We start from the raw sequence: 26,586 nt of genomic DNA on the forward strand, positions 1-26,586 counted from the left end.
TTGATACATGAGAAATATATAGATGCAAAGGCTGTATTTGTTGGGAATTATATAGAATTTTACCAGTATTCTCACCCATATGTACTTTCATACATTCCCTTTCTAAAGATCGATTTAAGGGAGATACAGGAGATAAGCCAGGGGAGGAACAGGTATTCTATTATGGAACCAGATCTTCCATCTCTGGTAAAGTGCAATTATTTTGATATACATACAGATACTAAGGTATACCGGATGATAGTCCTTCATGTAAGCACGGGCAGATTCATAGAAACTATTGTAAAATTCCTGAATTCCTAATATGTTACTGTCTTAGCATATTCAATGGTGGTAATCAACACTTAGGAAAATATATTATCTTTATATTATTTCTTAGTACGTCATCGAACTTTTGTGTGGGTAAAATTCACTGGTTTTCATAACCACCCCCTATTTCCCGGGATACTCAAGTTAATGACCCTTTATCATGAGTAACTTGCAACATAATTCAACATGATTCCAGTAATATCTGAATTTTTTAGATCTCATCCCCCTGGAACAACCCACACTAAAGTGGGAAGAGACTTATCATTTTCATAATTTATGGCATCATTGTATTTATTGTTTCTACAAAATAGGCAAATGTTGAAGAATTTCGTTGAGCATGATCTATTGAATAATTTTTGAGAATCTCAATTATAGAGGCATTCTCGGCCTCGCTATTGGTAACATTGCATTGAATTTTTCCTTTTTAACGGTTTCTGGGCTTTTGATCATATCGATTATTTCCTTATATTTTTCTTTGGGAAATAACTTTTTAGATAGAGAAGGTGTAACTCCGGCAATATACCAACTTTCGATCTCTTTCTTAGCTATAATTATCTTTAAATTATCCAAACTTGGTATTCGTTTTATCAATTCATTTTTTCTTCTGGCAATGTCATACTGATCACTATCCACCAAAAAGAAATAAGAATAATTTTTAATCTCTTTAATTGATTTAATGTAATTACCTACTTTTACATCCTTTTGTTGACTATACTTATGTATAGAAAGGGAAAAATTATACTGTTTAAATATTTTTGGAACAACGTTAGAAATAAAAATTTCATCCATGTCTCCTTCAACAAAGAATGCTAACTTCATTTAAATCAGTTTAAGAAACCATCGGTAAATAGTTCGGATATGCCTATATTTTGCTGCAGGAAAATCTGTAAATCCTTAGCCGTTGATGGTCTTACAATAAATGAATTTCCTTCACTATCACGCTTTATGAGTATAATATTTTTTATATCGGCATTTTTTATTATTTCAGGGCTATGTGTAGTTATCATGATCTGTTTAGCTATTGAAGAATCTTTTATTAGTTCCATAACTCTAGCAATCAACGAGGGATGTATATTCTTTTCAACTTCTTCAATTGCTATTATTTTACGTTTTTCAAAGTACAGTATATATATTAATGCCAATATTTCTATAGTACCATCCGAAACAAAAGTTGCAGGCAACGATATTTTATTATTATAGCGTTCGTATACATTGATTATTATAGATTTATCCAATTGTGATTCTACATTAATATTTTCAATAAAAGGCATGCATGTATTCAATAAACCTATTAATTTCCTACTTTTTTTCTCTATCTTTAACATATAAGCGGGAAGTCCCCTTTCGTTAGAGAGGGGATGAAAGCCTATGGCGATTATATACCGTTGGACGAATATTTATTTTATATGTAATTTCTTACTGAAAAAACGGGATAATACAACATTTATGATGTATGTGCAAACTTTGCACACACGTATGTTTGGGTCAAAAATAGCATATTTGAACTAATAAAAATGATAAGAAATTATTATTTATCTGACCACATATAAGCGACATAGAGAATACCAAAACACTTAAATTCTAGTATTAAATTATTGAAAACAATGGCAAAGGACAACCAGAATGAGAACTTCCAGTCAGGGGCAGGTTTAATACGATATTTTAATGAGGAGGAAATAACAGGTCCGGCCATAGACCCAAAATTGATTATATACATAGGAATAGCTATGGGTGTTATCGTAGAACTAGCTAAGATCTTCTGGCCTGTTTAATTTTTGCTGCCAATTTATGGATATATTTTATAGCGATTATTACTTTGGTTTTGACAAATAATTTATATAACTATATATTACCCAATAAGATGACTCACTCCGTTTTAAAATGCCATTACTGTGGTGCTGAATACACTATAGATCGGAATATATACACATGTGATAAATGCGGCAACATTTTGGACGTCTACCACTATGATATGGAATATTCGCTAACAGGTTTGAAAGGTGTATGGAAATATAAAAATCTCATACATCCAGGTATCAATGAAGGAACAATCATAAGTAAAGGTGAGGGCAATACAAATCTGTATAGCAACAGTAGAATATCCGAATTTTCTGGCATAGATAAAATATTTCTTAAGCATGAAGGGGAAAATCCTACCGGGTCATTCAAGGATAGAGGAATGACAGTAGCAGTGTCAGAAGCCATGAGGCTAAAATTTAACAAAACTCTGTGCGCCTCCACTGGAAACACATCTGCTGCTGCGGCAAGCTACAGTTCATTCGCAGGTATTGAAAGCTATGTGATAATCCCTGAAAAAAACATATCAGCCAATAAATTATTCCAGGCAATTGCATATGGTGCAAATATAGTCGATATAGAAGGGGATTTTGACAGTGCCATGGATAATGTACGGAAAACAATTGCAAAGCGGAACGATTTTTATGTGCTTAACTCCCTTAATCCATGGAGAATTGAGGGGCAAAAAACAATAATATATGAGATTATGGAGAAAATCAAACCTGATTTTATCACATTCCCGGCAGGTAACCTTGGAAATACATCGGCATTCGGAAAGGCACTTATGGATCTGAAATCTCTGGGAGTTATAGACGATGTTCCAAGACTTGTTGCCATCCAGGCCGAGGGTGCCTCACCATTTTATAATTACATTAACGGGAAGCAGGAATCGATCATACCGGTAAAGGCAGAAACAATAGCAAGTGCTATTAAAATTGGAAATCCTGTAAATTACAAAAAAGCAAAAAGGTCTCTGGAATTTACCCGTGGAATAGTTGAAAAGGTTTCTGATGATCAGATAATGGAGGCAAAAAGGGCTATTGACCGGGCAGGTATCGGATGTGAACCGGCATCAGCAGCAGCGGTTGCAGGAGTTAAGAAACTTAGAGATGCAGGCATTATGCATAAGGGAGATACGGTGGCTTCAATACTCACTGGACATATATTGAAGGACGTCAGCATAATCCCGGAACATAAAACACTGCGTATTTCTGATATATTTTAAGACCAGTACAAAGTCACTAATAATAGAAAATAATAATCCGTATTTTAGTGATTTATATACTATTAATTAAATAAAAGATATTTATAAATTTTCACATCCTGGAGTATATGTGGTATAAGGCAGAATTCATCTGGCATATGTGCATTTTCTATAGCAGTCGTGGACCAGACTGCAACATGGAATCCCTTGATTCTCAGGAAGGATGCAAATGTTTCCCCACCAATTCCTATGGTAAACGCATCCTTCCCTGTTACTGACTTTATTGCACTTTTTAATCCTATAACAACTTCGGAATCCTCTGGTGTGGGTTTTGGGGCATCAACTCTGTCAACTACCTTATAGGAAATCTTTGCCTGTGATGTTTTAGCGTATTTTTCTATAAGGCTGTTGATGCTTGCCAGCACAAGGTCAGCCGGATACTGGGGGAGTATTCTAAAATCCCAGTAGAATACCTCTCTACCAGGTATTGTATTAATGTTATCTATATTTTTTTCATGCTTTGTGGGTTCAAATGTCGAATATGGAGGAAAGTACAGTTTGTCGGTTTCGCTGAATTGATCATGGAGGCTGAAATCCAGGAGATCTATGAATTTGCATGATTCACGCAAAGCATTTAATGAATTTTCAGGCATGCTTGCATGTCCCTGGATACCTTCAATCTCGAACTTTATCTGCACTGTACTTTTCTCGGCAATCTCAATGGCAAGCCCTTCATTGGTGCCGGCGTCTGGAACAATGATAATATCATCTTCCCGGAATATATTTTTTGAGATTAAGTATTTAATTCCATAGTCATTTCCAGTTTCCTCGTCTGACACAAAGGCAAGCCCTAAATTGATTTTCAGATTTTTTGGGTCAATTTGCTTAAGAAGTAAAAGTGAAGTGAATATGGATTGTCCATTATCCTCAGAACCCCGCCCATATATTCTATCGCCATCAACCGTGGCCTTAAAGGGATCATGCTTCCAGAGCGATACATCGCCCTCTGGCACAGTATCCATATGGGATATAATCCACAATGTCCTGTCAAAATTGCCTAATCTTAATATTATATTTGGTCTTAATGTGCATGTATCGTCAGTTGTGTTGTATTCTTGTAAATTATCATATCCAAGTTCATGCAGTATTTTCTTTAGTTCCAATGATTTTTTGTATTCCCCCTCTCCTCCCGATTTGGGTGATACTGCCCTGATAGACAATAATCTTCTAGCAACATCTATTATGAATTCCCTGTCTGATAATTCTGTCAGTCCCATTCAAGATGATACACTTAAATCATATAAGCATTATTAGCTACCTGCACTGCTCTATGCTTCTTTTAAATGCAACATTTCCATTTTGAGATGAGAAAACTAGAAATTTGAATTTAACCCCGTAATCAATTGCTAAGTAATATGCACTTGAAAACTCAGGGTCTCTACAAGAATTAGGTAAAAAACATCTGGCGTTTTCATTGAATATAAGAAACAGTACATATGACTGATATCCTTCATCTATTAGCCGCATAAGGGTTTCAAGATGTTTCTTTCCCCGAACCGTGGGTGCATCTGGAAATTTTGCGATTTTACCCTCCACCAGTGTTGCTGATTTGACCTCAATGTATGAATTCCCAAGTTTGAAATCTATTCTACTGTTTCCTGTTTTTACTTCTTTTTGCCATCCTTCTCTTATAAACATAGAACCGATCTGGGAATGATACCTTGAATCATTGAATGTCCAGATACCACCATTTTCGCAGAATGTGACAGAATAGTGGGTTTTTTTATTGTTTGTCTTCCTTATTAGTATATTGTTTCCGGGGTATATTAACTCTTCAAGCCTTCCCGGGTCGTGTATATGGACATCTGTTTCAATTCCGTTAACCATTGCCCTTACAAGGAACCGATTAGGTCGTGAAACCACTGTGGCTTTAATAAGTTCTGGAAATCTCATCACTGTAAATCCTGGGGAACGGTTGATAAAGGGAGACATTGAATCTGATTTTCATTGATTATAAATAATTTTGTAGGAAATTACTTTCATAGATAATTAATTATTTTAATACCAGTTTCTTGACGCCATAATCCACCGGATTTCTTATGTTTCTAGTTGTCGGTTAATAGGTATATTTCTGTGTTCGCACATAATACCTTTCTGGAAGATTGTGGATTCAGGTAAACATAGTTAATTATTTGACTAACTCTAAAAGAATGGGTTATATTATTACAATTCAATCCACAAGAAAGAAACCCACTGAGTTTAGGATGTGTGGGAATTCTCGGGATGAAATATACATTTATTCAATAAATAATAAATTAATTAAATATTTTCAGAACTTGTCCGTGGTGTAATTTTTAAAACGTTCTAAATAATATTAATTTTTAAATATTTATCATAAATTATCAAGTATAGACATAATATTTTAGTTTTCATCTGTGTTAAATAGATCTCCTTTTTAAAGAGAATTATGTATCATTTTTTACCTGTGAAAATATACGGACCCGCCGGGATTTGAACCCGGGTCATCGGCTTCGAAGGCCAGCAGGATATCCTAACTACCCCACGGATCCTTATCAGTATTGCTAATTTGTTATTTAATAATTTGATATTTTCTAGTTCCTTTGCCATTTTCTTTCATGGTTTCATTACTTTTAGATTTCATATGGTACATAAAAATAAAAATCAGTGAAGATAAGGATACAAGTGATGTAAATACAAGATAGGCACTTATCCCTGCTGAGATATTTATCCTTTTACTTGAAACAAAAATATCTCCCAGACTAACGTTTATTCCAGAAAAATATAGAATAAAAAGCGGCAGTATGGATATAGCGGTTATGATTCCGATATTTCTCAATATTAACATTGCATTGTTTGCCTGTACACGGAATTTTTCTTCATGTGCATCTGTTATCATAGTGGTGGATGGTGACCAGAAAAATGATCCTCCGAATCCAGCTATCAGTAACAACTCAGGTATAAATTTCAGGTAAATGGCGATAAAAAGAACAGGAATGCATTCAAGCAATGCGCCTATAGCCATAATAGCCTCAGGATTTGGGTACTTGTCATAAAGCATACCGCCAATAGGGCTTGAGATTATGGAGGCAACAGGATACGTAAATATTATGAGTCCAGCTTCTATGCTACTGTACCCAAGATCGCTCTGGAAGTACAGGCTAAGAGCGAACAAAACTGAAAAAAACACAAAGGATTCCAGAAAAGATGCGAGCGTTATGAGTGAGAATTTTATGTTTCTCAGCAATCCTGGGTCAATTACAGGGTTTTTTATCTGTATATACAGGAATACCGGAAAAATAGCCAGGGAAATCAGCATATAATATATATTTATAAGGGATATGCCAACAATTAAAGGAATCATAAACACTGCCATTGAAATTGTGGACTTATATTTAATCCGGGTTTTTACCGGTTTATCCTTCCCTATTATCCTGAACCCTGCATACATTGCTGCTATTCCTATTGGCACATTTATGAGGAAAATGTAACGCCAGTTTATGGCAACGAGAAATCCCCCCAGTACTGGACCTATAAGAGTTCCTACGGACCATGCTATGGAACTCAGGCCTATTGCTTTGCCTCTCTCACCCTTCCTGAATGCACCCAGTATTATGGGTATATCAGATGATGCCATGATTCCAGCTCCAATGCCTTCAATGAATCGAAAAAAAATCACCATACTGATACTGATAGAAATTGCAATGAGTAATGAGGAAGCAGTAAAAAGAGAAAACCCAATAATGTAAAAGTTTCGGTTTCCTATCCGTTTTGTAATCTCAATTGCAGGAACAAGCATGACTGTGGTTGATATGAGATATGCGGCTATCACAAGTGTAAGGTATGATATTCCAGAATGGAAAGAATTTCCCATCTCAGGAAGTGCAAGATATACTATGGTTGAATCGATGGCAGCCATTAATGTGCTTAATGTGGTGACTCCAAGAATTCCATACTTGTGATCCATCATGGCACATGTTATAAAACTATAAATCAATTGCCCGCCCTCAATGTTAAGCCTGAATTACAATATTTAGATTATAGGATAACTTCAAAAATACAATTAAAGATCTATAAAGCGAGATATAATGCGAAATTAAACGTGGTTACTGGTGTTTTTTTCTCTCAACAATGAGATTTTTGCCCTTTTTAATAGAAATATTTTCCCTGGAAAGCAGGTCAAAAACATACTTATCCAATGCTATCTCTATATCATTATTGATAAAGAAAAGCATATCGGGATTATTACAATGCCTTTTGACTTTCAGTGATATATCATGGATAATCTCGCATAGTCCAGCATCACAGGATACTGTTTCATCATGTGCCTGCATGACAAGAGTTTTTCTTGCAAGTAAATTCCTCAGTGTGTCCTGAATTTCAATTTTTCCAGAATTAATATTGAAATCTATCATTATTATCATCCGATATTATTATATTTATATCATATACTTAAATACTTTATATAATTTACTGGGTTTTTGATTGCACCTGATGAATATTTTAATATGAGTTGCTGATATATAATCATATGATTACCGTTTATAGCCCATTGAGAATAAGCTTTGCAGGTGGGGGAACAGATATAAGCCCATTTTTAGAAAATTATGGGGGCGCAGTACTGAATACCACAATAGACCGTGGAATAATGATACGGTATATTGATGATGGTGGATCACTGGAGGTTTCTTCCAGAGACTTCCTGAGGTCAGCACTTATATCATCAACCAACAATACTTCCATGGAAAACAAGATTATCAATATGTTCATGGAAAATGGCATAGATACGGGAAGAATAATTATGAATAATGATGTTCCACCTGGTTCAGGCCTGGGGTCCAGTTCGGCATTAATCAATGGAATAATAATGGCAATCTATGCAATTAAAAGGAAGGATATAGACCCATACGATCTCGCAAAGGAGTCATACCTCACTGAAAAAAATAAATTCAATATTATCCTGGGAAAACAGGATCCCTATGCTATTTCTGTTGGGGGTTTAAAATATATGGAATTCAGGCGGAGTGGTGAAGTAACACAAAAATTTGCACTGTCAGACCCCTTTGTAACAAACCTCGAAAAATCAATGATGCTGGTTTATACCGGCAATACCAGGGAAAGTTCAAGGAGTCTTCAGGATCAGGTTGCAAAATCAGAAAATGGCGATGAAAAAACAATGGAAAACCTGAATAAGCTCAAGGATCTTGCATTACAGCTGAGTAAGGCTATCAAGGCACATAATAGAGATGAAGTTTATAGCATTGTGAATGAAGGCTGGAGTATAAAAAAATCACTGGGCACCAATGTAACCAATAAGAGAATAGATACAATAATAGATTATGCTCTTGATAACGGTGCAAAATCAGCAAAGTTGCTTGGAGGCGGTGCTGAAGGGTTTATCCTGCTTATGAGCGAAAGAGAAAATATTGATTCACTGCAGCATAAAATGATGTCACAGTCAGATTTTGTAATTCGTATCCATTTTGATGGGGAAGGGACACGGGTAATAAGAAATTTCATTGAACCTCATGAGTAGAAAGGTAAACTCCGAGGATACTCGACCATGAACCCAGTAAAACTGCCTCTGCCATTTCCGTTACAGAGAGACCAATTTTTAGATGTATGTATTGAAATAATACGAGAATGCCAAAAATTATTGTCCCCAGTGACGCCATGCCGGCAAAGAAACCATAATAGCTCAAATAACTCCTTATCCTGTAAAAACTGAATATTATTATACCTACTGGTGTAAAAATAAAATATATTATGGCAATGGCAAGATGCAGATTTCCATAATTTTCATTGAAAATCCCTATGAGAAAAAGTGATACAGAACCCGTCATTATAAAGCCAATGGACAGAAATTTGATTTGAATTTGCCTGTATAGCATCAGGGCAAAAATAAATACAGAGATGCCGCCTATTATGACCGCAGAATCAAAGATATAATAATATCTGTGAATTCCAAGGCTGCTTAGAGAATTTGTGTACCATGAAAAATAGGTAGACATCCTTATGTCCAGCAATATAAGCAATATTGTTATGACCGGACCGAAAAGGCCGATTAGAAATTTCTTTGAACTCATATAGATATTGCAACATCACAACTAAAAAAAATCTTTGTATTAAAACAAAAGTTATAGGAATCAAAGAAGGGATTCCTTTATCTGTTTTATGGCTTCATCTTTACCCTTGAAGTCGTGGAATGTCATGAATTTGCCTTTTTCCAGTTCCTTGTAATGCTGGAAGAAATGTTTTATCTTATTCTTTACAGCTTCAGGTATGTTTTCAATATCCCTGTATTCAGCAGACATTGGATCTACCTTGTCAATAGGTACTGCAATAACCTTGTTGTCTGAACCTTCCTCATCACTCATTTCGGCTATGCCTATGGCCCTGCATTTCAATATGGAACCAGAGGGAATGGGTACTGAGGAAATGACAAGGACATCAAGAGGATCTTCATCCTTTGCTTTGGTATTAAGGATAAAACCATAGTTGGTTGGGTATACCATTGATGTGAACAGTATCCTGTCAAGAACTATATTATCTACATCGGGCTTATATTCGAGCTTTGTGTTTCCACCCTGGGGAATTTCTATAAAAACATAGAAAGACTCAGGAAAGTCTTTAGTTTGTACATCAAATTTCATGAAAATGAATGCTTATATTGCATAAAAAGATTTTCCAGGTGACTATATTATCAGAAATATTTTTATAAATTCCTTATACGCATATAGGAATAATACAGTATAGCTCTGGGGCTTATCCGGAAGAAACTGAAGTAATCATGAATTGGAAAAAATAGAAGTGAACATTAACATGGTACTTTTTGATTTGTTAAACCATGTCATGCACCATTAAATTGAACCTGCATTATGTTTACTTATCCCAAGTAAGGGGAAATAGGTTTGCGTGAGCTCTTAGAATAATCTAATATAGACTAATTCAGCAAATATCTTCTAGCAATGTTCATCCAGAGAGTGTATCCAGCAACTACAGGTTTCATCTCTTATGGGAGCAGGTTATTGAATAATAATAATTATATATAAATTAAATATACATTTGAATGGAAGATTTTGAGCATGTATATACGTATGATAAAGAGTTGAAATTCGATCAGGTAAAGAGAATTCTATTTGGGAAAGGTCAGTCGGACCAGGTGGGTAACCAACTAAAGGAAATAAAAAAGAAAAATACAATAATAGTTACAGATCCAAATGTCTATAAATTTGGTCTTCTTGCTAAAATAGAAAATTCACTTTCCAAAGCAGGAATAAAATATGAGGTATATGACAGAATTTCAAATGAACCAACAATGGAAAATATTGTGAATGCAGTGGATTTCGCAAGATCCAACGGAAATTTTGACTCTGTAGTTGCAGTAGGTGGTGGAAGCGTGCTTGACACAAGCAAAATGGTGGCCTCAATGGTTACAAATAGTGGTGAACCCAAGGAATATCTCACTCCAGTTGAGGATAAATTCAAAAATCCCGGACTTCCGAAGATCCTTATACCAACAACCGGTGGTACTGGCAGTGAAGTTTCAAATATGTCAGTTGTCATAGAGAAGGAATCGCTGTATAAAACATGGGCGGCAAGCAGTAATCTCCTTGCCGATACAGCAATAGTAGATCCTGTGCTGAATGTCAGTGCACCACCGAGAACAACAGCAGCAAGCGGAATGGACGCTCTTGCCCATAATGTAGAGGGATTGATAAGCAAGGAGGCAAATCCCATATCTGATGGAATTGCAACAAAAGCATCCTCACTGATTTTTAGAAATCTTAGAACAGCATTTAATAGTCCGGACAGCATTGAAGCCAGATCTGCAATGTCATTATCAGCTATGCTTGGAGGGATGGTTATAACATTTCCCTGGGTGGCTGGACCCTCGGTGCTGGGACATTGCCTTGGGGAAGCCTTTGGTCCCAGGTACGGGGCCATACATGGCGTAGCTGTTGGGATGGCTCTTCCGTACATACTGGATTACAATATATCTGCTGCCTATAATAAGATAGGAACACTTGCAAGGATCTTCAATATACCTCATAAGGGAGAATCTGCAAGGGCAGTTGCATCAAAAATTGCTCCAGCCATAATTCAGCTTCTAGAGGACTTGGAAATGCCAACCACATTAAAGCAGATAAATTTCCCAAAAACCGATATAGAAAAATTCGGTGAATACATATTTTCCACAAGACAGAAGCTTTATGACCTTCCAAGGTTCAACCCCAGGAGGCTGACTCTGGAAAATTCCATACAGCTTATAAGGAATATGTACGATGGAACACTGGAAAACTAAAACAAATAGGTGAACAATAATGGAAACATATAAGATGTTTATAAATGGAGAATGGGTTGAATCGTCAAATAAAGAAGTTCTAGATGTAAAAAACCCATCCACCGGGACAACAATGGCAAAAGTTCAGTCAGCGTCCAATGAGGATGTCCATAGAGCTATAGACGCCGCCAGACATTCATTTGACTCCGGCACTTGGAGCAGACTTCCACCCGGAGAGCGTTCAAACATACTCCTGAAGGTGGCGGAATTGCTTGAGAAGAACCAGGAGGAATTTATTAAAATTGAGACGGAAAATTCAGGAAAAAGCATTAAACAGGTATCTGGGTATGATATTCCATATACTATAGATAACATACGTTTTATAGCTGGTGCATGCAGAACTCTCGAAGGAAAAGCCATGGCGGAATATGTGAGCGACGGAACAAGTGCCATAAGAAGGGAGCCCATAGGCGCTATCGGCATAATAACACCATGGAACTATCCCACTGATGATGGTTATCTGGCGCGCGTTTCCTGCAATTGCTATGGGCAATTCAGTTGTTGTTAAGCCTGCGAGTTATACACCGCTGACAACACTTAAACTTGCAAAAATCCTTCAAGATGCTGGAGTTCCTGACGGCGTTTTTAATGTCATAACAGGTCCTGGAAGTTCTGTGGGTGAGGAAATGGCGAAAAGCGATAAACTTGAAATGATCGCCTTTACGGGGAGCACCGAAGTTGGCAAACGGCTTTCGGTGCTTGGAGCATCTAACCTAAAGAAAGTATCTCTGGAACTGGGAGGAAAAGCACCTTTTATTGTTTTCAAGGATGCGAACATAGATGCTGCAGTTGAAAGTGCCATAGTAGGCGGATTAGTTAACAATGGACAGGATTGTGCAAACTCCACCAGATATTACATTCAGGAAGAGGTATTCGATAAGTTTGTTGCCAGGCTGAGGGAAAGAATACAAAAATTGAACATAGGAGATCCACAAAACCCCGAAATAGATATGGGTCCACTAATATCCGAAGCTCAGAGAAAACGTGTTGAAGGCTATATAGAAACGGGAATCAATGAGGGCGGAAAATTACTTTCCGGTGGGAACAGGCCTCTCATAAAAAATCACGAAAATGGTTATTACCTTAATCCAGCACTTATATACACGGAAAATGACAACTCAGCAATAGTGAAGGAGGAAATATTTGGCCCTGTTTTTACCATTCTCAAATTCACAAACTATGATGATGTGATAAGAAGAAGCAACGATGTCACATACGGGTTGGGTTCATCTGTCTGGACTTCAGACATTACCACTGCCATGAGGGCAACAAGAGATCTCAGATTTGGAACTGTGTGGATAAATGAACATGTTGTTGTACCATCAGAAATGCCATGGGCAGGATACAAGGAAAGTGGCCATGGAGCATCGCTTTCGCCATATTCCCTCGAGGAATTCACATATATAAAACATGTATATTTTGATCTGACAGGCAAGGTGAGAAAGGACTGGTACGGTCAGATATTTAAAGGATAAAAAATTATAAAAATTAAATTAATCCGTGGTAATAACCTCGGAAAAATCTTCAGAACCAGCATTCATTAGTTCTTTCTTTTTATTTTTATATAGATACATACCGAATATAAAAGCTCCTAAAATCCAAAGGGCGGCAAGTATTGGCGATAATATGTATGGCCAGGTCAATTCATCAAAAGCGAATATTATGATAGGTATTAGGATTATTACCGAGGCTACTGGTATTATGCCATCCTTAAGAAGGCTATATTCAATTTTTCTATCTTTACTTGCAAATCGTACATAGGCAAAACTTGACATTGCATGTGCGGTTACCAAACCTATTCCTGCCATAGCCCCTGTAATTATGGCTGCATCGAATGGCCCAAAGGGAAATGAGAGTGCAAAAGAAACAATCAGGGCTATCATTGAAACAAGCATCACTGCACGATAAGGAGTCTTGTATTTTTTATGTGTAACAGCAAACCATTTGGGGAATACACCATCCCTTGCCATTGCATATATTACCCGGGACTGGACAATTGGGTTTGCAACAGTATAGGCAATATATCCGTTAAGTATGAAGAATAGCAGTATTATTTCACCTGGAAGTCCAAAAAATCTGTGCCATATGATCAGGCCTGGATCAGGTGAAGTTGCATAACTTGCCATAGTTGTTGGTCCCCAGGCTATTGTTAATGCATACATTGCCGATATAAGTGTGGCGCCTGCCAGAATTGATGCTATTATAATAGCTCTCGGCACATTGAATTTAGATTCCTTTGTTTCTTCACTAATGCCTATAACTGTTCCAAGTCCCCCGTATGCCTCTATGCCATATAGCAAGGCAAAAATAAACGGAACCACATTTATTCCAGTGAGTGAAAATACACTGATTGTGTTTGCGGCTCCCATTGTTAGTATAATATACCAGCTTGTGGAAAGCAGGAATATTACCTCAACAGATGCTGTAATAAGAAGATAAACTAGCGAAGGCTTGATTCCAAAATAATTGAAGAGCAGTCCTGTTGCAAATGGAATTATGATGAGAGGTATCCATACAAATGGTATGGAGGAAATTGCAGGGCTTAAGAGAAATACAACAGAGGCAAAGCCCAAAAGCCCGAAACTGGGATATATAATCATTTCATCAAGAAGATATATCCAACCATTCATAAACCCATAAAAACCACCCATACCATGTCCTCCAATGGCATAATAACCGCCAGCATGTGACACCCTTTTACTGAATCGGTAATTGGTATTAACCATTAACAGGTAAATAACCCATGAAAGCAAAACAGCCAGAGGTGAGGCTCCGAGCGCAAAGAGAGCAACACCTGTGAGCAGTATTCCTATATCTCCAGACGGCGCAACATGCGTATAGGCCTGAAAAACGGCATGCCATTTTCCCACAGCCCCTTTTTTGAGTTGATACTTTTTCTCCACAGTAGGTTCGTATTTATCCATTAGGAGGGAGTTTCTTATAATATATTAATATTGCTATAAATTTTATATAAATTGATATGCTTTGTCACACAAATTTAATATTGGTTAAATATTACCTATTATAGGAAATTTGGAAATACCTATATATTACATCATTTCTCTGCTGCCTTAACTCTATCCTTCCGATATACAGGTATTTTCCTGTACAGTGAAAGGAAAAGAATTTTTTGAAGGCATAATAGAGTCTCATCTTCTCGTTCATGACAAAGGTCTTAGTCAACGAAAAATCACCACACACAGGCTCTGTTCCAATGTATACGAAATGCACAACGTGTATAGAAAAGTTGTTTGGATCATCATAATCCTTTCTAATATATCTGATATGGTTCTACACAGCTTTTCCATTTACCCTGATATTCTCGACCTTACTTTTATTCACTATTGATTTGGATTAAATGGTACATGAAAAACAACGTAAATAGCAATAAAATAATAAGTTACATCAGCTGAAGTAATATCAGAAATCTAAGACTATTTGGATACTATATTCAGGTATTATCCAGCAAAACAAAAAATAGATATAGTTATGTGGCTTTTACGCTTATGGAAGTAAAGGTTAAGAGCGAGATGGACGTAGACAGGGGACTTTGCGATTATTGCGGTGCCTGTGTTGGGATGTGTCCCACCGACGCGATTAATTTGGACGAAACAGTTATAGCCATCAATGAAGACAAATGCATAAAATGCGAATTTTGTGTAATAGGATGCCCGACGGGGGCAATATCAGCGGAGTGGTTCCATGCTAAACTATGATGTTCTTGTAATTGGCGCTGGACCTGCGGGAAGCTCAGCAGCCAGATATGCTTCAAGATATGGTCTTAAAACATTGGTTGTGGAAAAGCGGCCAGACATTGGATCACCGGTAAGATGTGGTGAGGGGGTTTCCAAGGCATGGATGCATGAAGTAGATTTAAAACCCCAGGAACACTGGATTTCTGATGAGGTTAAGGGTGCAAGGATATATGGCCCCTCTGAGAAAAAAGCTATAATGCTTACTGCAGAGAGCGCAGGCAATGAGGTTGGTTTTGTCGTTGAGAGAGACAAATTTGACAAGCATATTGCAACACTTGCAGCAACTGAAGGTGCAGACATATGGATAAAATCTCCTGCCACAGCTGTCATAAAAGAAGGCAACCGCGTGGTAGGAGCCAAGATCCGGCACAATGGGGAAGAGGTCGAAGTGCGTGCAAAAATGGTCATTGCTGCAGACGGCTTTGAAAGTGAATTTTCTCGCTGGGCTGGACTGAAATCTGTAATATTGAAGAAAAACGATATTATTTCTGCACTGGAGTACAGAATGGAAAATGTGGATTCCAATGAAGATTTCACAGATTTCTATCTTGGTTCTATAGCTCCGGCTGGATATCTCTGGGTATTTCCTAAGGGACCCCATGAGGCTAACGTTGGTATCGGTGTTACAATTACACGTATGAAGGACAGGCTGGACGTTAAAAATTACCTTGATTCATGGATCAAATCACACCCGGCATATAGCAAAGGAAGGATAATACAGCAAATAAGTGGTGGCGTTTCCGTTAACCAAGTAAAGGACAAGATGAGCCTGCCCGGGCTTCTTGCGATCGGTGATGCAGCAAGGTTAATTGACCCCATAACCGGCGGTGGAATAGCCAATGGTATGATATCGGGAAAATTTGCTGCCCAGGTATCAAAGAAAGCCATTGATGAAAACAACTTTTCTGAGGAAATGATGAAAAATTATGACCTCATGGTAAAAGACAAGTTTGAGAGAAAGCATCTAAGAAACTGGTTTGCAAAGGAAAAACTGGGCACACTCTCGGATGAGACACTTGACAAGCTTGTGGACGTTGTGGCAGATGTAAAAATGACCAATATCTCAGTTGAGGAAATACTTAAGGGAGTTCAGTTAAAATATCCTGAACTTGTATCTCAGCTGGAAGGTCTAATTTAAATTTTTGATTCCAGATCATCGAGGCTGAAATTGCCTCCCTTGAGCTGGCTTTTTAACATTTTTTTGAAATTCCTATTCTTTTTCATTGCTTTCATGTTCTTTTTCATGGCATTGTACTCTTTCAAGAGCTGGCGTACATTTTTTTCTCCCTGGCCTGAACCAGCAGCTATCCTTTTTATCCGTTTTGCGTTCAGTACATCAGGGTTTTCCAGTTCGTTGTATGTCATTGAATCCAGTATTATACGGTAAAGTCTCAGTTTTTCATCGGCCTGGTCAAGTTGTGAATCGTCAAGCTTGTTTCCACCAGGCATTTTTGCAAGTGGAAGTGAACCAAAGAATTTTTTGAGCAACCCGGGTTTTGCAAATTTTTCCCAGACATCATACATATCTTTGAGGTCAAATTTTCCGGACATAAGTTTATCCAGTGATGCTTCTGCTTCCTCTTCTGTGATATTTGTTTCTTCAACCACTTCCATTAGAGAATCAATGTCTCCCATGCCAAGAAGCCTTGATAGAAATTTTTTGGGATTAAATATCTGTATATCATCCATATGTTCTCCAGTGCCTATGAAATATACTGGTGATTTTATATCAGCAACAGCGCTAAGGGCGCCTCCAGCCTTTCCCGTTCCATCCATTTTTGTAATTATGACACCATTGATGTTCACAGCGTCATGGAGAGTTTTAGCCTGTGGGCCTGCCTGCTGCCCAAGTGTGGCATCTATCACAAAAAGCACAGTGTCAGGTTTAATTTTGTCCTTTATTTCATGTACCTCATCTATTAATTCCTGATCCAGTGAGTCCCTGCCACTGGTATCTATAATTTTTATTTTGTAATCGGCAAGCTCTTTCATTCCATTGCGGACTATTTTTAGCGCATTTTTTTCCCCTTTCTCACCATAAAATCCTGCATTTACTTCTTTTGATATCTGGCTTAGCTGTTCATATGCTCCAGGCCTGTGGACATCGGCAGCAATTAACCCTGTTGAAAGTCCTTTTTTCATGAACAGTCTGGCAAGTTTTCCTGCAGTCGTTGTTTTTCCGTTTCCATACAAACCCACAAGCATAATTGTCTGAGGTTCGAGGTCAAAATTGGAATCTATTCCAAGAATCTTTAGAAGTTCTTCATATATTATACGGATTATATAGTCCTGTGCTACCATTCCAGCTGGTGGCTTTTCATTTAATGCCCTTTCCTGGACTGTATTTGTAAGTTTAAGAACCAGTTTCACATTGACATCGGCCTTAAGAAGTGCTCTCTGGATATCTCTTGTAACCTCCTTAATTGTATCCTTGTCGATATAACTTGATCCCGATATTTTTCGCATAATGCCTTTAAGTGACTCTGATAAGTTATCTAAAACCATAAGCAAATATCAAAATATGTTATATAACATTTTGTGGCCGGTTATAAAGGAAGATTAATATTCTCTCCATCTGTGGCCACAAGACTCACATGTATAGAATTTTGTTTCAGGCTCATCTGCCGACCTGGTCTGTTTTAAAAGGTAATATGCACCCATATGGTGGCATACAGGGCACACAGCATCACTGTCCAACGGTTCTGCATTTATTTCCTTGGCGACCATTATTATTTCTTTGTCCGAACTCTTTGTTATGATTTTCTGATCTGCAGTCCCGGCTTTAAGAATCTCATTGCCGCAACTGTTGCAAACATATTTATCTCTAGAAGGTGCCATAAGTGCACCGCATTTTGGACAGAACATAGTACTTTATTTCAAAACGATATTTAAATCTTGTTGACTTCGTCAATTAACGTATGAATGGAAAATTCCAGAGAGATATACTTAATAATTACTTTAGCAATTCAATACTATGTCTATTGAAGAGATATTGAAAAAATATAAGGATATTGCTGTAGTGGGAATTTCAGACAAACCCGACAGGTACAGCTATCAGGTAGCTAACTACCTGATGAACAACGGATTCAATATTATACCGGTAAATCCCATGCTCAAGGAATGGCAGGGAAAAAAGGTATACAGTGATGTCAAATCTATTGAAGGAAATATTGATGTTGTGGATATATTTAGAAGGCCAGAATTTATTGAGGATATAGTAATGGACTCCAGGGGCAAGGCAAAGGTAATATGGATGCAGGAAGGAATAATAAATGAGGTTGCAAAAAAACTTGCCGTGGAAATGGGAATGGAAGTTGTTATGGACAGATGCATGAAGAAAGAATATGAAAAATTAAATAAAAAATAAGAATATGGGAGTAAGCTGGGATAGCCTAGCCCGGTAAGACGGTAGATTCGAAATCTACTGCTAGAAATAGCTCGGGAGTTCAAATCTCCCTCCCAGCGCTTATTTATTCCAATTCTGACGCTGAGAATACACATCTTAATTCAAACCATGATTCAGGCCAAGACAAAGGAATTGTATACTTTGTGATAAGAAGACTTTCGGTGAAAATTGTTCAATACAATATTATGGCAAATGGTTTTTAACTTTAAGTTATCGAAAAGTACAGGATCAAGTTAGTTCCAAAATCATTCCGGTCACAGGAGGCTGTAACATAAATTTGGATTCATAAATGTAACTTAAGCATTATTATTAGGGAGAGATTCAGTTGATTTATAATATCCCTCTCTTTCTTCTAAATATTCTTTATATCTTTTCCTTACCTCAGGTATGGCTTTATCAAGCTTTTCTGCCTTTACAGATGGAAGCAATAATTTACCCAGGATATATTCCGGCAGTACTTCAATAATGGCTCTCCAGCCATTTAATTTATATTCCCTTTTCACTGTGTCATAATTCCCAGAGGAGACAAACAATAAGTCTCTGGTTAGTAAAATTCGTCTGTTCAACCGGCTAAGAAAATTTTTTGAGTATCTCTTTTCTCTACTTGAAGTCATATCATTAATTTTCAAGCACATATACCTGAAATTAAGCCCTATGTGTACTCTTAAATTCACGCTGTCTGCCTTCTTGAAAAAGTACATATCATCATGTGCATTGACATCTCCAAATCCTTTAAGGATAGTGAATAATTTCCTGTTTCCAATTATTACTGGCGTTCCACAACCCGGATTAACAGGATTAAAATGGTAAATCCTGTCCACGTTGATTTTTTCATAGAGGTTTAAAAGCCCGGCAAGATCCAAATATGAAACGTCAAAGTCCACATGGGCAACAACCGGTGCGGATGATGCTTCCATTGCAATTTGTCTTCCCTTTCCACGGCTGCATTTTTGCCTTATAAGTTTAAAATTGCTTAAATTGGAATATTGTAACAATTTTTCATATGTTTCATCGCTTGATCCTACATCAACAATTACAAGTTCGTAGTCATTGCTCAATTTTGTAAAAGGTTCCATAAAGCCATCTACACATGAAACAGAATTATAACATGTTGTGCAAATGGAATATAATGGCATAAATTGCCTAATATAAAGGAATATAAAAAACTTTGTCAGAAATAAAATTTATAATTGTATAAAATTATAGAATAATTAAAGGGAGATCCTGCCAGGAATCTTTGGAAATGTTGTAACATCCTCTATTTTCTTCACTCCACAGACAAACCTGGTAAATCTTTCAATTCCTATTCCAAATCCTGTAGTAAGTTTTATTCCCTCCTTTGCCAGTTCTATGAACCATTTAAACTGTTCTTCAGTCTGACCCTTTTTGTGAATCCTGTCCAGTATCTGTGAAAGCTCGTATTCTCTTTCTCCGCCTGATGATGCTTCCTCAAAGCCTTCGGGCCATATAAGGTCCATATCCCTCAGCACTCCAGGTTTGTTTGGATATTCCCTATCATAAAATTCCCTTTCCTTAAGTGGTATGTCAATTACCCACACAGGAGATGTTGCCTCCTTTGACAGAGGCGTTTCGAATCCTTTGCCATACTTTTTCATAGCATCTTCATATGTTATTACTGGAAATGGCTTTGTGTAGTCTGGAAGTGATCTGTGGAAATATTCTAGCTCTTCATGATGCTCTTTTTTGATTCTTGAAATTGTATATATTATCAAATCCTCCGCAAGTGACATCATTTCTTCCCGAGATTTTTCAAAGGCTTCCACATCTATCTGCGTAAATTCATAAAGATGCCTGCCTGATTGTGACTTCTCCTCCGTTTCCAGTCTTACATTTGGTGACATTATGAATATTTTCTTCAGTTCCTGAACTGCAATCTGCTTATGGAATATCATGCTCTGTGTTATCCACATATCACCACCGTAGGCATGTATTTTAGGATCATACACAGGATGGTTAAGTGGGTCTGTAAGTGGCGAAATTATTATTGGTGCAATTTCTGTATACCCTGATTCCCTCAGGAAATCTGTAACATAAGACCGAATATAGCTCTGTACTTTGATTGCATGCTGTACCTTTGGATCAGAAAGGTGTTTCATCGATCTCTCTATTTCTTCTTTCACATATTCATCATTTTGATTCATAGTTTCCATAACATATACATTATTTCGCGATTTATAAACATTTTAGTTGATTTTCCGTTTTTAAAACAAATCTTTTATATAGTACCATATCATTTTGATTTAATGCTTGATAATATTGATAAAAAAGACATGAAAATAATCGAATATCTGAAGGAACACGGAAGGGACAAAATTTCAGATATTTCTAACGCTCTCCAGATCCCAAGGGCTACTATTTTTGAGAGGATGGAACGCCTGAGAAAGGACAATTTTATAAAAAAATACACAGTTGACCTGAACTATGAAAAACTTGGATATTCTGTTCTTGCGTATATAATGATACAGTACAATCCTAAAGCATCCATAGACCAGAAAACACTCTGTGTTAATCTCTCAAGGATGGACAATGTAATTTCTGCATCCATAGTCACAGGTGACTGGGATATCGTTTTATTGACTGCCCAGAAAACAATGAAAGACCTTTCCAAATTCGTTCTGGAACATCTCAGGACAATGGAAGGAATAGAAAAAAGTGTGACCATACCATTATTCGAAAGGATATTATAACAAAAATATATTATGGGTTAAAGCTGGGATAGCCTAGCCTGGTAAGACGCAGGTCTGGAAAACCTGTGCACGTAAGTGCCCGGGAGTTCAAATCTCCCTCCCAGCGCTCTTTTAATTTATTTGATAGAATCATTAATGTTTTTTAATACCTTTAATTCGATTTATATTTATACCAATATTTGCTGTAGCACATATTATATCCATGTCATTAATGCCCATATTATTGGGGTTTATTCAATAGAAACTTTAGTTGTATACTACCGATCGGGATACTTCACATTTTAGGAACGATAATCGGAGGAGTATTAGCTCTTTTTTTTAATCGTTTTGTTAATGGAAGTGGTTAAAAATTATTATGAGGTAATTTATTCAGACAATATGTCATGTATCAGCAGTTATGTGGCTAACTATAAAGCTTTAGGCAGCTTATATCCGCTATATTGTTAAATGAAAATACACACCCAAATGTTAAAAAAATGAGTGATTTTATGCTCTAATTTGAGGCCGGGGGCTCTTTTTTGAACCGGGAAACCGAATTTATTATGTCATGAAGGACTTTTTCTGGATTTTTAATATAATCTATGGACCATATACGGTACATATTCCAGCCCCGTGCTTCCAGTATGTTTTTCCTTATGCGGTCTCTCTCAGATGCAGTTTTCATACTGTTATATATTCTGCCGTCTGTTTCAATTCCAAGTATGTAATGATTACTGTCATCAGGGTCTATTACAGCCAGGGGTATGTTATTCATTGAATAACCTACATTCCTTGCGACCTGGTAACCTTCTCCCTCCAGTTTTGCAGCTATATGATTTATTATTGCATCGTCATTCCTGAATTCCTGGAGATGACTGTCGTTACCCTCATTTTTTGCATAAATCATATATTGTCTTAAAAGTTCAGGTCCCTTTCCGGAATTATCAGGCGTTTTTATGTCTTCCGGATCCATGGATGATACAACTATGAATTTCTTTCTCGCCCTGGTTATAGCCACATTAAGACGTTTTCTCCACCTGTAGTGTTTATAGGCCCAAAATTCATTGTTATCCTGCCATTTTCATCCCTCCCATATCCTGTACTGAGTACTATGACATCCTTTTCGTCACCCTGAACATTCTCCAGGTTTTTCACAAAAATTTCTCCGCTGTTCAGTAGTTCTGCAAATACAGAATCATTCCTGGAATATGAATTCAATGTTTCTTCTACAGCAGATCTCTGTGCCTCGCTGAGGGTTACAATGCCTATTGAACTTGTGTTCAAAAGTTCTTCCTTGATAATCCTCACAACCTCGTTTGCCTCGGCTTTATTTGTCTTGCTTTTACCCCGGCTGTATACACCGTCAGTACGTATAAACTGAATTCCAGAATCATTAGATTTCTTGTATGAGGATGGAAAAGTTTCAAGAGAATTATCATAAAAATACCTGTTTGAGAATGCTATCAGCCTATCATCAACACTCCTGTAATGCCATTTAAGTGAAATTTTTGAGAGCCCTATGGCATCATACTGGTCAAGTATATTGTCCAGTACAACATAATCATCCTCATATTTAGAGACATTTATGTTCTCAAAAAATGAAGTGGGAGGTAATTGTTGCGTATCGCCCGATACAATAACCTGTTTTGCCCTTATAAGTGACCCCACGGCCTCCGGAGGAGTTAACTGGGATGCCTCGTCGAATATAAGCAGGTCAAATGAAAACTTACTATCCAGATAAGCGCTCACATTGTTGGGACTCATCATTATGCAGGGTTTTAGAGCAGGCATTATTTCTACAAGTTCACTGAAAAGTATTTTTAAAGGCTTCTGGAATCTCTTTTTGGCATTTTCTGTTTTTATTATCATAGATGACCCGGGATATTTGGCCAGGGCTTCCCTGCGCCTTTCTGTCAACTCGCTTACCAGATTGGCCCTGCTAATGTCTATCCTCTTTTTGTCATAACCTATAAACATCCCTATAATTCTTTCGTGGGATGAGGTCCTGAAATTTTTCAGGTTGTCATCATTTCTGATATAATATGTTGCAAATTCATGATTGAATGCCTTTTTGAAGGCATGCAGGACAGAATCTATGTGAATTTGACTGTTGAGGAGTGGAGTAATATCAACACCTGATGACTTGAGTCCCTCATAAAGTTCCCTGAATTTAACGTATCTGTCAATATCAATCAAAGATGCAGTTTGCACAGCTTTATCTATTTCGGTAAATGTAGATCCAGTGAGTTCGCTAAATGATGGGAATATGTCAGAAAGGTAATTAATGCCTTTCATAAGTGACTCATGTACCGATTTTATTTTATCAAGGTATTCAATGCTCTCAGAGCCAGATATTAGCCGTGCCATGCCATCAGACATATTATTTTCTGGATAAATTGAAATGATCTGTTTAGCGTATCTTATCTTTTCAGACACATCCTTGGGATCTATGTTCTTTAATGATATACTTGCCTCAATCTTTGAAAGGTAATTTCTCTTTTCCTGAATTTTCAGTGCGTACCCTATATCTTCAATAATTTCTTCATAATGTTTTCTGGACTGATCTGCTGTATTTTCCATGATTTCATTTAAAAGCTTTTTATATTCTGCTGAATGTCTATTCCATCTGGATGTATAATTTTCCTCCAGATCCCTTTTCATGGATTTTAGGTCCATAGCAAGAAACTCAGATTTCCTTTTTTTCAGGAATATTCCCATCATATAATCCAGTTCCTGCATTGCCTTTTCCCTGGAATCAAGCAGGCTATAAGCTTCGTCTATGAAAGCTTGATCCAGATATGTTTCTTCCAGGTGTACCTCCGGCTTAATAAGTGACAGGAACCGGGAAAGCCTGTCCAGGTCATCAGTAGATTGTAAATCGATTCCTACGCTTTGTCTTAGAGAAGGTGCAATGTCCTCTATCTGTCCAATGGAATCCTGGATCAACTCTATTCCCTTGTAGTAGCGTTCGGGATCTTCCCGATATCTATCTATTCTAAAATTTTCCGGAATTTGCCCATAATTTTCTATTATGTCGAGGTAATCGTTGAATTCTGAAATTTGAAATTCAAGTGATTCAAGCTCATCTCTGGATATATCCAGGAGCTTGTGGGGAATTTTTATGTCCGGGCTACCATTGTTCTCAAGTTCTCCCTGGCATGCCTCATAGATGCTCCGTGCAATATTACCCCTTTTCATATGGACGGCCTGGACATATGTGTTGAGAACGCCAGAATATCTGTCTGTGGGAGCTAGAAGACGTTGTACGTGCCCGTTATTTTCAACTGACCTGTATAATGATTTAATAACCTCTGATTTCGGTGTATTCCCGTGGAAATTCAATATAAAATCACCGAGGCCAGCTTCATCAAGCCTTTTCCTGACAACCTCGATTGCCGCATTTTTTTCGCTGACAAAAAGAACGCTTTTATTGTTTTTCATGGAATCTGCTATGATATTTGCAATTGTCTGGCTTTTACCTGTCCCCGGTGGCCCGTTAAGTATGAAACTGCCTCCACTCCTTGCGGAATAAATGGCCCTTATCTGGCTTGAATCCGCATCCATAACTGTATTTATTGAATAGTCAATATATGCCGGCATTTTTCCATTGATTTTTTTAATTACTTCGAAATCCCCTGCAAGTCCTCTTGTAAGGTCATTCTTTTTTATGGTATCATGGTTCTTTTTAATATCATTATAAATTGTGTTATTTGTGAACGAAACGATACCCAGGTATGAATTCTTGCTTACCGTCCATTTTGTATCCTTGACAGTCAGCCTGAAATTTCTCATTGCCTCAGATAAATTATAATTATCCTCAAAATTAAAATCAAATTTAATGCCGAATTGCTCTAGTTTCTCCCTTAGAACAGGATTAAAAAATATATCCCCCTCTATGGATTCAATTGAATAATTGTTAAACATTTTCCTGGTTAGTGTAATGGGTACAAAAAATAGCTGAGTCTCTGCAGTTTTTCCATTGTCATCGTTCCATTTCAGTAGCCCGAAGGATATGAAAAGCACATTGGATCCATGTTCCTTTAATGCACTGTTTGCCTGGTAAAGTATATTACCCAGAGATTTTTCTATTCCATCTCTTTTTGAGAAAATTATTTCATCCTTTTTTCTGTTTTCCTCATCACTGGTGATGCGTACACCCATTTTTTTATCCTTATTTACAAGGTCATCGAAAAGAAACAACATGGAAGGTGTATTGATCTTAAGAAAAGATTCTGGGGTGAAATAAAGAAGCCTGTTGTTTTTTGATGTGTCAATGACATCTTTTTCCCATTTTGTTATGCTCTCATCTATATTTATATCCATTGGAAGTCTTAAGTTAATCGGGAAAAGTATATATTAATTTTATTGTACAAACTTTGTCATCAATTATTGGGGTAATCTATATTTACATTTCCTGTTTCAATTCCGTAACGGTGCCATACAATGGCAGCAATGAATCCAAGAAGCCACAGGCCAGTATTAATCAATATAAAAACTCTCAGGGAGACATTGCTGGTAAGGAAGACAAGTATGGGATAGGCAATCATAGGTGCAAGTCTGACTGTTCCTATAAACGTTCCCCTTAACCTTGTAGGCGAAAGTTCTGGTTCCAGTGTGGTTCTGGAAGCCCAGGCAAATTCACTCATCATCATGTTTACAAATAATAGGGGATAGAATATTAAGAGGTTATGTAAAACAGGCACAAGGAGGAAAATTACCACAGTTGAAATAAAGCCAATTCCGTAGGAATATGTTGTATATACTTTTCTGCCTCTGGATATCAACGGTGCTGCAATAAAACCAGCTACAGATGCACCCAGTAGGGCGACGAATATTATCATGTCATCCGTAAATGGTTTAGCGAATTCATATGGACCTATTATATAGGCCATTAACCCGAATGTGGTATACTGTGAAATAGCCATTGCCATGAGAACGAACAGTGTGAGGCGGTAAGAGGGTTTCTTGACATTAATTCCCTCACTGTCTATGCAAAGTTCGGATCTTGTATTTTTTGATTTCTCAGTCTCACCGTGAATATTTTCCCATTTAAATGATTCTGGCATGGA

At 37.2% G+C, this 26,586-nt stretch carries 26 protein-coding genes, 3 tRNA genes and 1 pseudogene; 13 read left to right on the plus strand and 17 right to left on the minus strand.

Annotated elements, in window-relative coordinates:
* Window positions 1-300 (plus strand): hypothetical protein (locus AMDU4_RS05000; protein WP_021786894.1); only part of this gene is annotated, 300 nt, incomplete at its 5' end.
* Window positions 301-675: 375 nt separating this feature from the next.
* Here AMDU4_RS05000 and AMDU4_RS05005 read toward each other — a convergent pair.
* Window positions 676-1,125, minus strand: coding sequence for a hypothetical protein (locus tag AMDU4_RS05005; RefSeq protein WP_021786895.1), 450 nt, complete (start codon window positions 1,123-1,125; stop codon window positions 676-678).
* Between the two features lie 5 nt (window positions 1,126-1,130).
* Complete coding sequence (locus AMDU4_RS05010) at window positions 1,131-1,631, minus strand: AAA family ATPase (RefSeq protein ID WP_021786896.1); 501 nt, start codon at window positions 1,629-1,631, stop codon at window positions 1,131-1,133.
* Window positions 1,632-1,910: 279 nt separating this feature from the next.
* Between AMDU4_RS05010 and AMDU4_RS05015 the strand changes: the two genes are divergently transcribed.
* The gene (locus AMDU4_RS05015) at window positions 1,911-2,078 is read left to right on the plus strand and encodes a preprotein translocase subunit Sec61beta (RefSeq protein ID WP_021786897.1); all 168 of its coding nucleotides are present in this window, start codon (window positions 1,911-1,913) and stop codon (window positions 2,076-2,078) included.
* Window positions 2,079-2,167: 89 nt separating this feature from the next.
* Window positions 2,168-3,328: a threonine synthase gene (gene thrC, locus AMDU4_RS05020; protein ID WP_021786898.1), complete on the plus strand. Its 1,161-nt coding sequence runs from the start codon at window positions 2,168-2,170 to the stop codon at window positions 3,326-3,328.
* Between the two features lie 62 nt (window positions 3,329-3,390).
* Here the strand turns inward: thrC and AMDU4_RS05025 are convergent, their stop codons facing one another.
* The 5 genes from AMDU4_RS05025 to AMDU4_RS05045 all read right to left on the minus strand — a co-directional run bounded on the left by AMDU4_RS05025 (window position 3,391) and on the right by AMDU4_RS05045 (window position 7,740).
* Window positions 3,391-4,584: a M20 family metallo-hydrolase gene (locus tag AMDU4_RS05025; RefSeq protein ID WP_021786899.1), complete on the minus strand. Its 1,194-nt coding sequence runs from the start codon at window positions 4,582-4,584 to the stop codon at window positions 3,391-3,393.
* Between the two features lie 37 nt (window positions 4,585-4,621).
* The gene (gene sfsA / locus AMDU4_RS05030) at window positions 4,622-5,299 is read right to left on the minus strand and encodes a DNA/RNA nuclease SfsA (protein WP_021786900.1); all 678 of its coding nucleotides are present in this window, start codon (window positions 5,297-5,299) and stop codon (window positions 4,622-4,624) included.
* Window positions 5,300-5,803: 504 nt separating this feature from the next.
* A tRNA-Arg gene (locus AMDU4_RS05035) sits at window positions 5,804-5,877 on the minus strand.
* A 20-nt stretch (window positions 5,878-5,897) separates the two neighbouring features.
* Window positions 5,898-7,292, minus strand: coding sequence for an MFS transporter (locus AMDU4_RS05040; RefSeq protein ID WP_021786901.1), 1,395 nt, complete (start codon window positions 7,290-7,292; stop codon window positions 5,898-5,900).
* Between the two features lie 139 nt (window positions 7,293-7,431).
* The gene (locus AMDU4_RS05045; RefSeq protein WP_290704256.1) at window positions 7,432-7,740 is read right to left on the minus strand and encodes a hypothetical protein; all 309 of its coding nucleotides are present in this window, start codon (window positions 7,738-7,740) and stop codon (window positions 7,432-7,434) included.
* Between the two features lie 116 nt (window positions 7,741-7,856).
* On the opposite strand from AMDU4_RS05045, the gene AMDU4_RS05050 reads away from it, so the two are divergent.
* The gene (locus AMDU4_RS05050) at window positions 7,857-8,861 is read left to right on the plus strand and encodes a hypothetical protein (protein WP_021786903.1); all 1,005 of its coding nucleotides are present in this window, start codon (window positions 7,857-7,859) and stop codon (window positions 8,859-8,861) included.
* Here the strand turns inward: AMDU4_RS05050 and AMDU4_RS05055 are convergent.
* Window positions 8,842-9,411, minus strand: a complete 570-nt coding sequence (locus tag AMDU4_RS05055) for a DUF998 domain-containing protein (protein ID WP_021786904.1) — start codon at window positions 9,409-9,411, stop codon at window positions 8,842-8,844. The two genes, AMDU4_RS05050 and AMDU4_RS05055, sit on opposite strands and share 20 nt — an antisense overlap.
* 60 nt (window positions 9,412-9,471) lie before the next feature.
* Window positions 9,472-9,978 carry an inorganic diphosphatase gene (locus AMDU4_RS05060; protein WP_021786905.1) on the minus strand — a complete coding sequence of 169 codons (507 nt, stop codon included), beginning with the start codon at window positions 9,976-9,978 and terminating at the stop codon, window positions 9,472-9,474.
* A 416-nt stretch (window positions 9,979-10,394) separates the two neighbouring features.
* On the opposite strand from AMDU4_RS05060, the gene AMDU4_RS05065 reads away from it, so the two are divergent.
* The 3 genes from AMDU4_RS05065 to AMDU4_RS05075 are packed head-to-tail and all read left to right on the plus strand — an operon-like array spanning window position 10,395 to window position 13,144.
* Window positions 10,395-11,630, plus strand: a complete 1,236-nt coding sequence (locus tag AMDU4_RS05065) for an iron-containing alcohol dehydrogenase (protein WP_021786906.1) — start codon at window positions 10,395-10,397, stop codon at window positions 11,628-11,630.
* A gap of 19 nt (window positions 11,631-11,649) precedes the next feature.
* Entirely contained in the window at window positions 11,650-12,177 is a 528-nt protein-coding gene (locus AMDU4_RS05070) for an aldehyde dehydrogenase family protein (RefSeq protein WP_021786907.1), read from the plus strand.
* Window positions 12,119-13,144 (plus strand): aldehyde dehydrogenase family protein, encoded by a 1,026-nt coding sequence (locus tag AMDU4_RS05075; RefSeq protein WP_290704259.1) that lies wholly within the window; start codon window positions 12,119-12,121, stop codon window positions 13,142-13,144. The genes AMDU4_RS05070 and AMDU4_RS05075 overlap by 59 nt, the downstream gene beginning before the upstream one ends.
* Window positions 13,145-13,162: 18 nt before the next feature.
* Here AMDU4_RS05075 and AMDU4_RS05080 read toward each other — a convergent pair whose 3' ends face one another.
* Window positions 13,163-14,593, minus strand: a complete 1,431-nt coding sequence (locus AMDU4_RS05080) for an APC family permease (RefSeq protein WP_021786909.1) — start codon at window positions 14,591-14,593, stop codon at window positions 13,163-13,165.
* A gap of 582 nt (window positions 14,594-15,175) precedes the next feature.
* Between AMDU4_RS05080 and AMDU4_RS05085 the strand changes: the two genes are divergently transcribed.
* A complete protein-coding gene (locus AMDU4_RS05085) occupies window positions 15,176-15,385 on the plus strand; it encodes a DUF362 domain-containing protein (protein ID WP_009886184.1) in 210 nt (69 codons plus the stop codon).
* Window positions 15,372-16,562: a digeranylgeranylglycerophospholipid reductase gene (locus tag AMDU4_RS05090; protein ID WP_021786910.1), complete on the plus strand. Its 1,191-nt coding sequence runs from the start codon at window positions 15,372-15,374 to the stop codon at window positions 16,560-16,562. The genes AMDU4_RS05085 and AMDU4_RS05090 overlap by 14 nt, the downstream gene beginning before the upstream one ends.
* Here the strand turns inward: AMDU4_RS05090 and AMDU4_RS05095 are convergent.
* Together AMDU4_RS05095 and AMDU4_RS05100 are read right to left on the minus strand one after the other, a co-directional pair.
* Window positions 16,559-17,929 carry a signal recognition particle protein Srp54 gene (locus AMDU4_RS05095; protein WP_021786911.1) on the minus strand — a complete coding sequence of 457 codons (1,371 nt, stop codon included), beginning with the start codon at window positions 17,927-17,929 and terminating at the stop codon, window positions 16,559-16,561. The genes AMDU4_RS05090 and AMDU4_RS05095 overlap by 4 nt on opposite strands.
* A 54-nt stretch (window positions 17,930-17,983) precedes the next feature.
* Window positions 17,984-18,289, minus strand: coding sequence for a transcription factor S (locus tag AMDU4_RS05100; protein WP_290704262.1), 306 nt, complete (start codon window positions 18,287-18,289; stop codon window positions 17,984-17,986).
* A 109-nt stretch (window positions 18,290-18,398) separates the two neighbouring features.
* Between AMDU4_RS05100 and AMDU4_RS05105 the strand changes: the two genes are divergently transcribed.
* Complete coding sequence (locus AMDU4_RS05105; protein ID WP_021786913.1) at window positions 18,399-18,791, plus strand: CoA-binding protein; 393 nt, start codon at window positions 18,399-18,401, stop codon at window positions 18,789-18,791.
* A gap of 14 nt (window positions 18,792-18,805) precedes the next feature.
* Window positions 18,806-18,889, plus strand: a tRNA-Ser gene (locus AMDU4_RS05110).
* Between the two features lie 237 nt (window positions 18,890-19,126).
* Here AMDU4_RS05110 and AMDU4_RS05115 read toward each other — a convergent pair.
* Both AMDU4_RS05115 and AMDU4_RS05120 read right to left on the minus strand, forming a co-directional pair.
* Complete coding sequence (locus tag AMDU4_RS05115; protein WP_021786914.1) at window positions 19,127-19,966, minus strand: glycosyltransferase family 2 protein; 840 nt, start codon at window positions 19,964-19,966, stop codon at window positions 19,127-19,129.
* Between the two features lie 75 nt (window positions 19,967-20,041).
* The gene (locus AMDU4_RS05120) at window positions 20,042-21,001 is read right to left on the minus strand and encodes an asparagine synthetase A (RefSeq protein WP_021786915.1); all 960 of its coding nucleotides are present in this window, start codon (window positions 20,999-21,001) and stop codon (window positions 20,042-20,044) included.
* Between the two features lie 93 nt (window positions 21,002-21,094).
* Between AMDU4_RS05120 and AMDU4_RS05125 the strand changes: the two genes are divergently transcribed.
* Both AMDU4_RS05125 and AMDU4_RS05130 read left to right on the plus strand, forming a co-directional pair.
* Entirely contained in the window at window positions 21,095-21,538 is a 444-nt protein-coding gene (locus tag AMDU4_RS05125) for an Lrp/AsnC family transcriptional regulator (protein WP_021786916.1), read from the plus strand.
* 22 nt (window positions 21,539-21,560) lie between these two features.
* Window positions 21,561-21,644: transfer RNA gene (locus tag AMDU4_RS05130), tRNA-Ser, on the plus strand.
* Between the two features lie 387 nt (window positions 21,645-22,031).
* Here the strand turns inward: AMDU4_RS05130 and AMDU4_RS05135 are convergent.
* The 3 genes and pseudogenes from AMDU4_RS05135 to AMDU4_RS05145 form a co-directional block, all read right to left on the minus strand.
* Window positions 22,032-22,535: a DUF559 domain-containing protein gene (locus AMDU4_RS05135; RefSeq protein WP_021786917.1), complete on the minus strand. Its 504-nt coding sequence runs from the start codon at window positions 22,533-22,535 to the stop codon at window positions 22,032-22,034.
* The gene (locus AMDU4_RS05140; RefSeq protein ID WP_021786918.1) at window positions 22,526-25,840 is read right to left on the minus strand and encodes a DUF4011 domain-containing protein; all 3,315 of its coding nucleotides are present in this window, start codon (window positions 25,838-25,840) and stop codon (window positions 22,526-22,528) included. Before AMDU4_RS05140 ends, AMDU4_RS05135 begins: the two co-directional genes overlap by 10 nt.
* A gap of 59 nt (window positions 25,841-25,899) precedes the next feature.
* Window positions 25,900-26,586 (minus strand): annotated as a pseudogene (locus AMDU4_RS05145) (MFS transporter); the annotation flags it as partial.

Source organism: Ferroplasma sp. Type II (assembly GCF_000496155.1).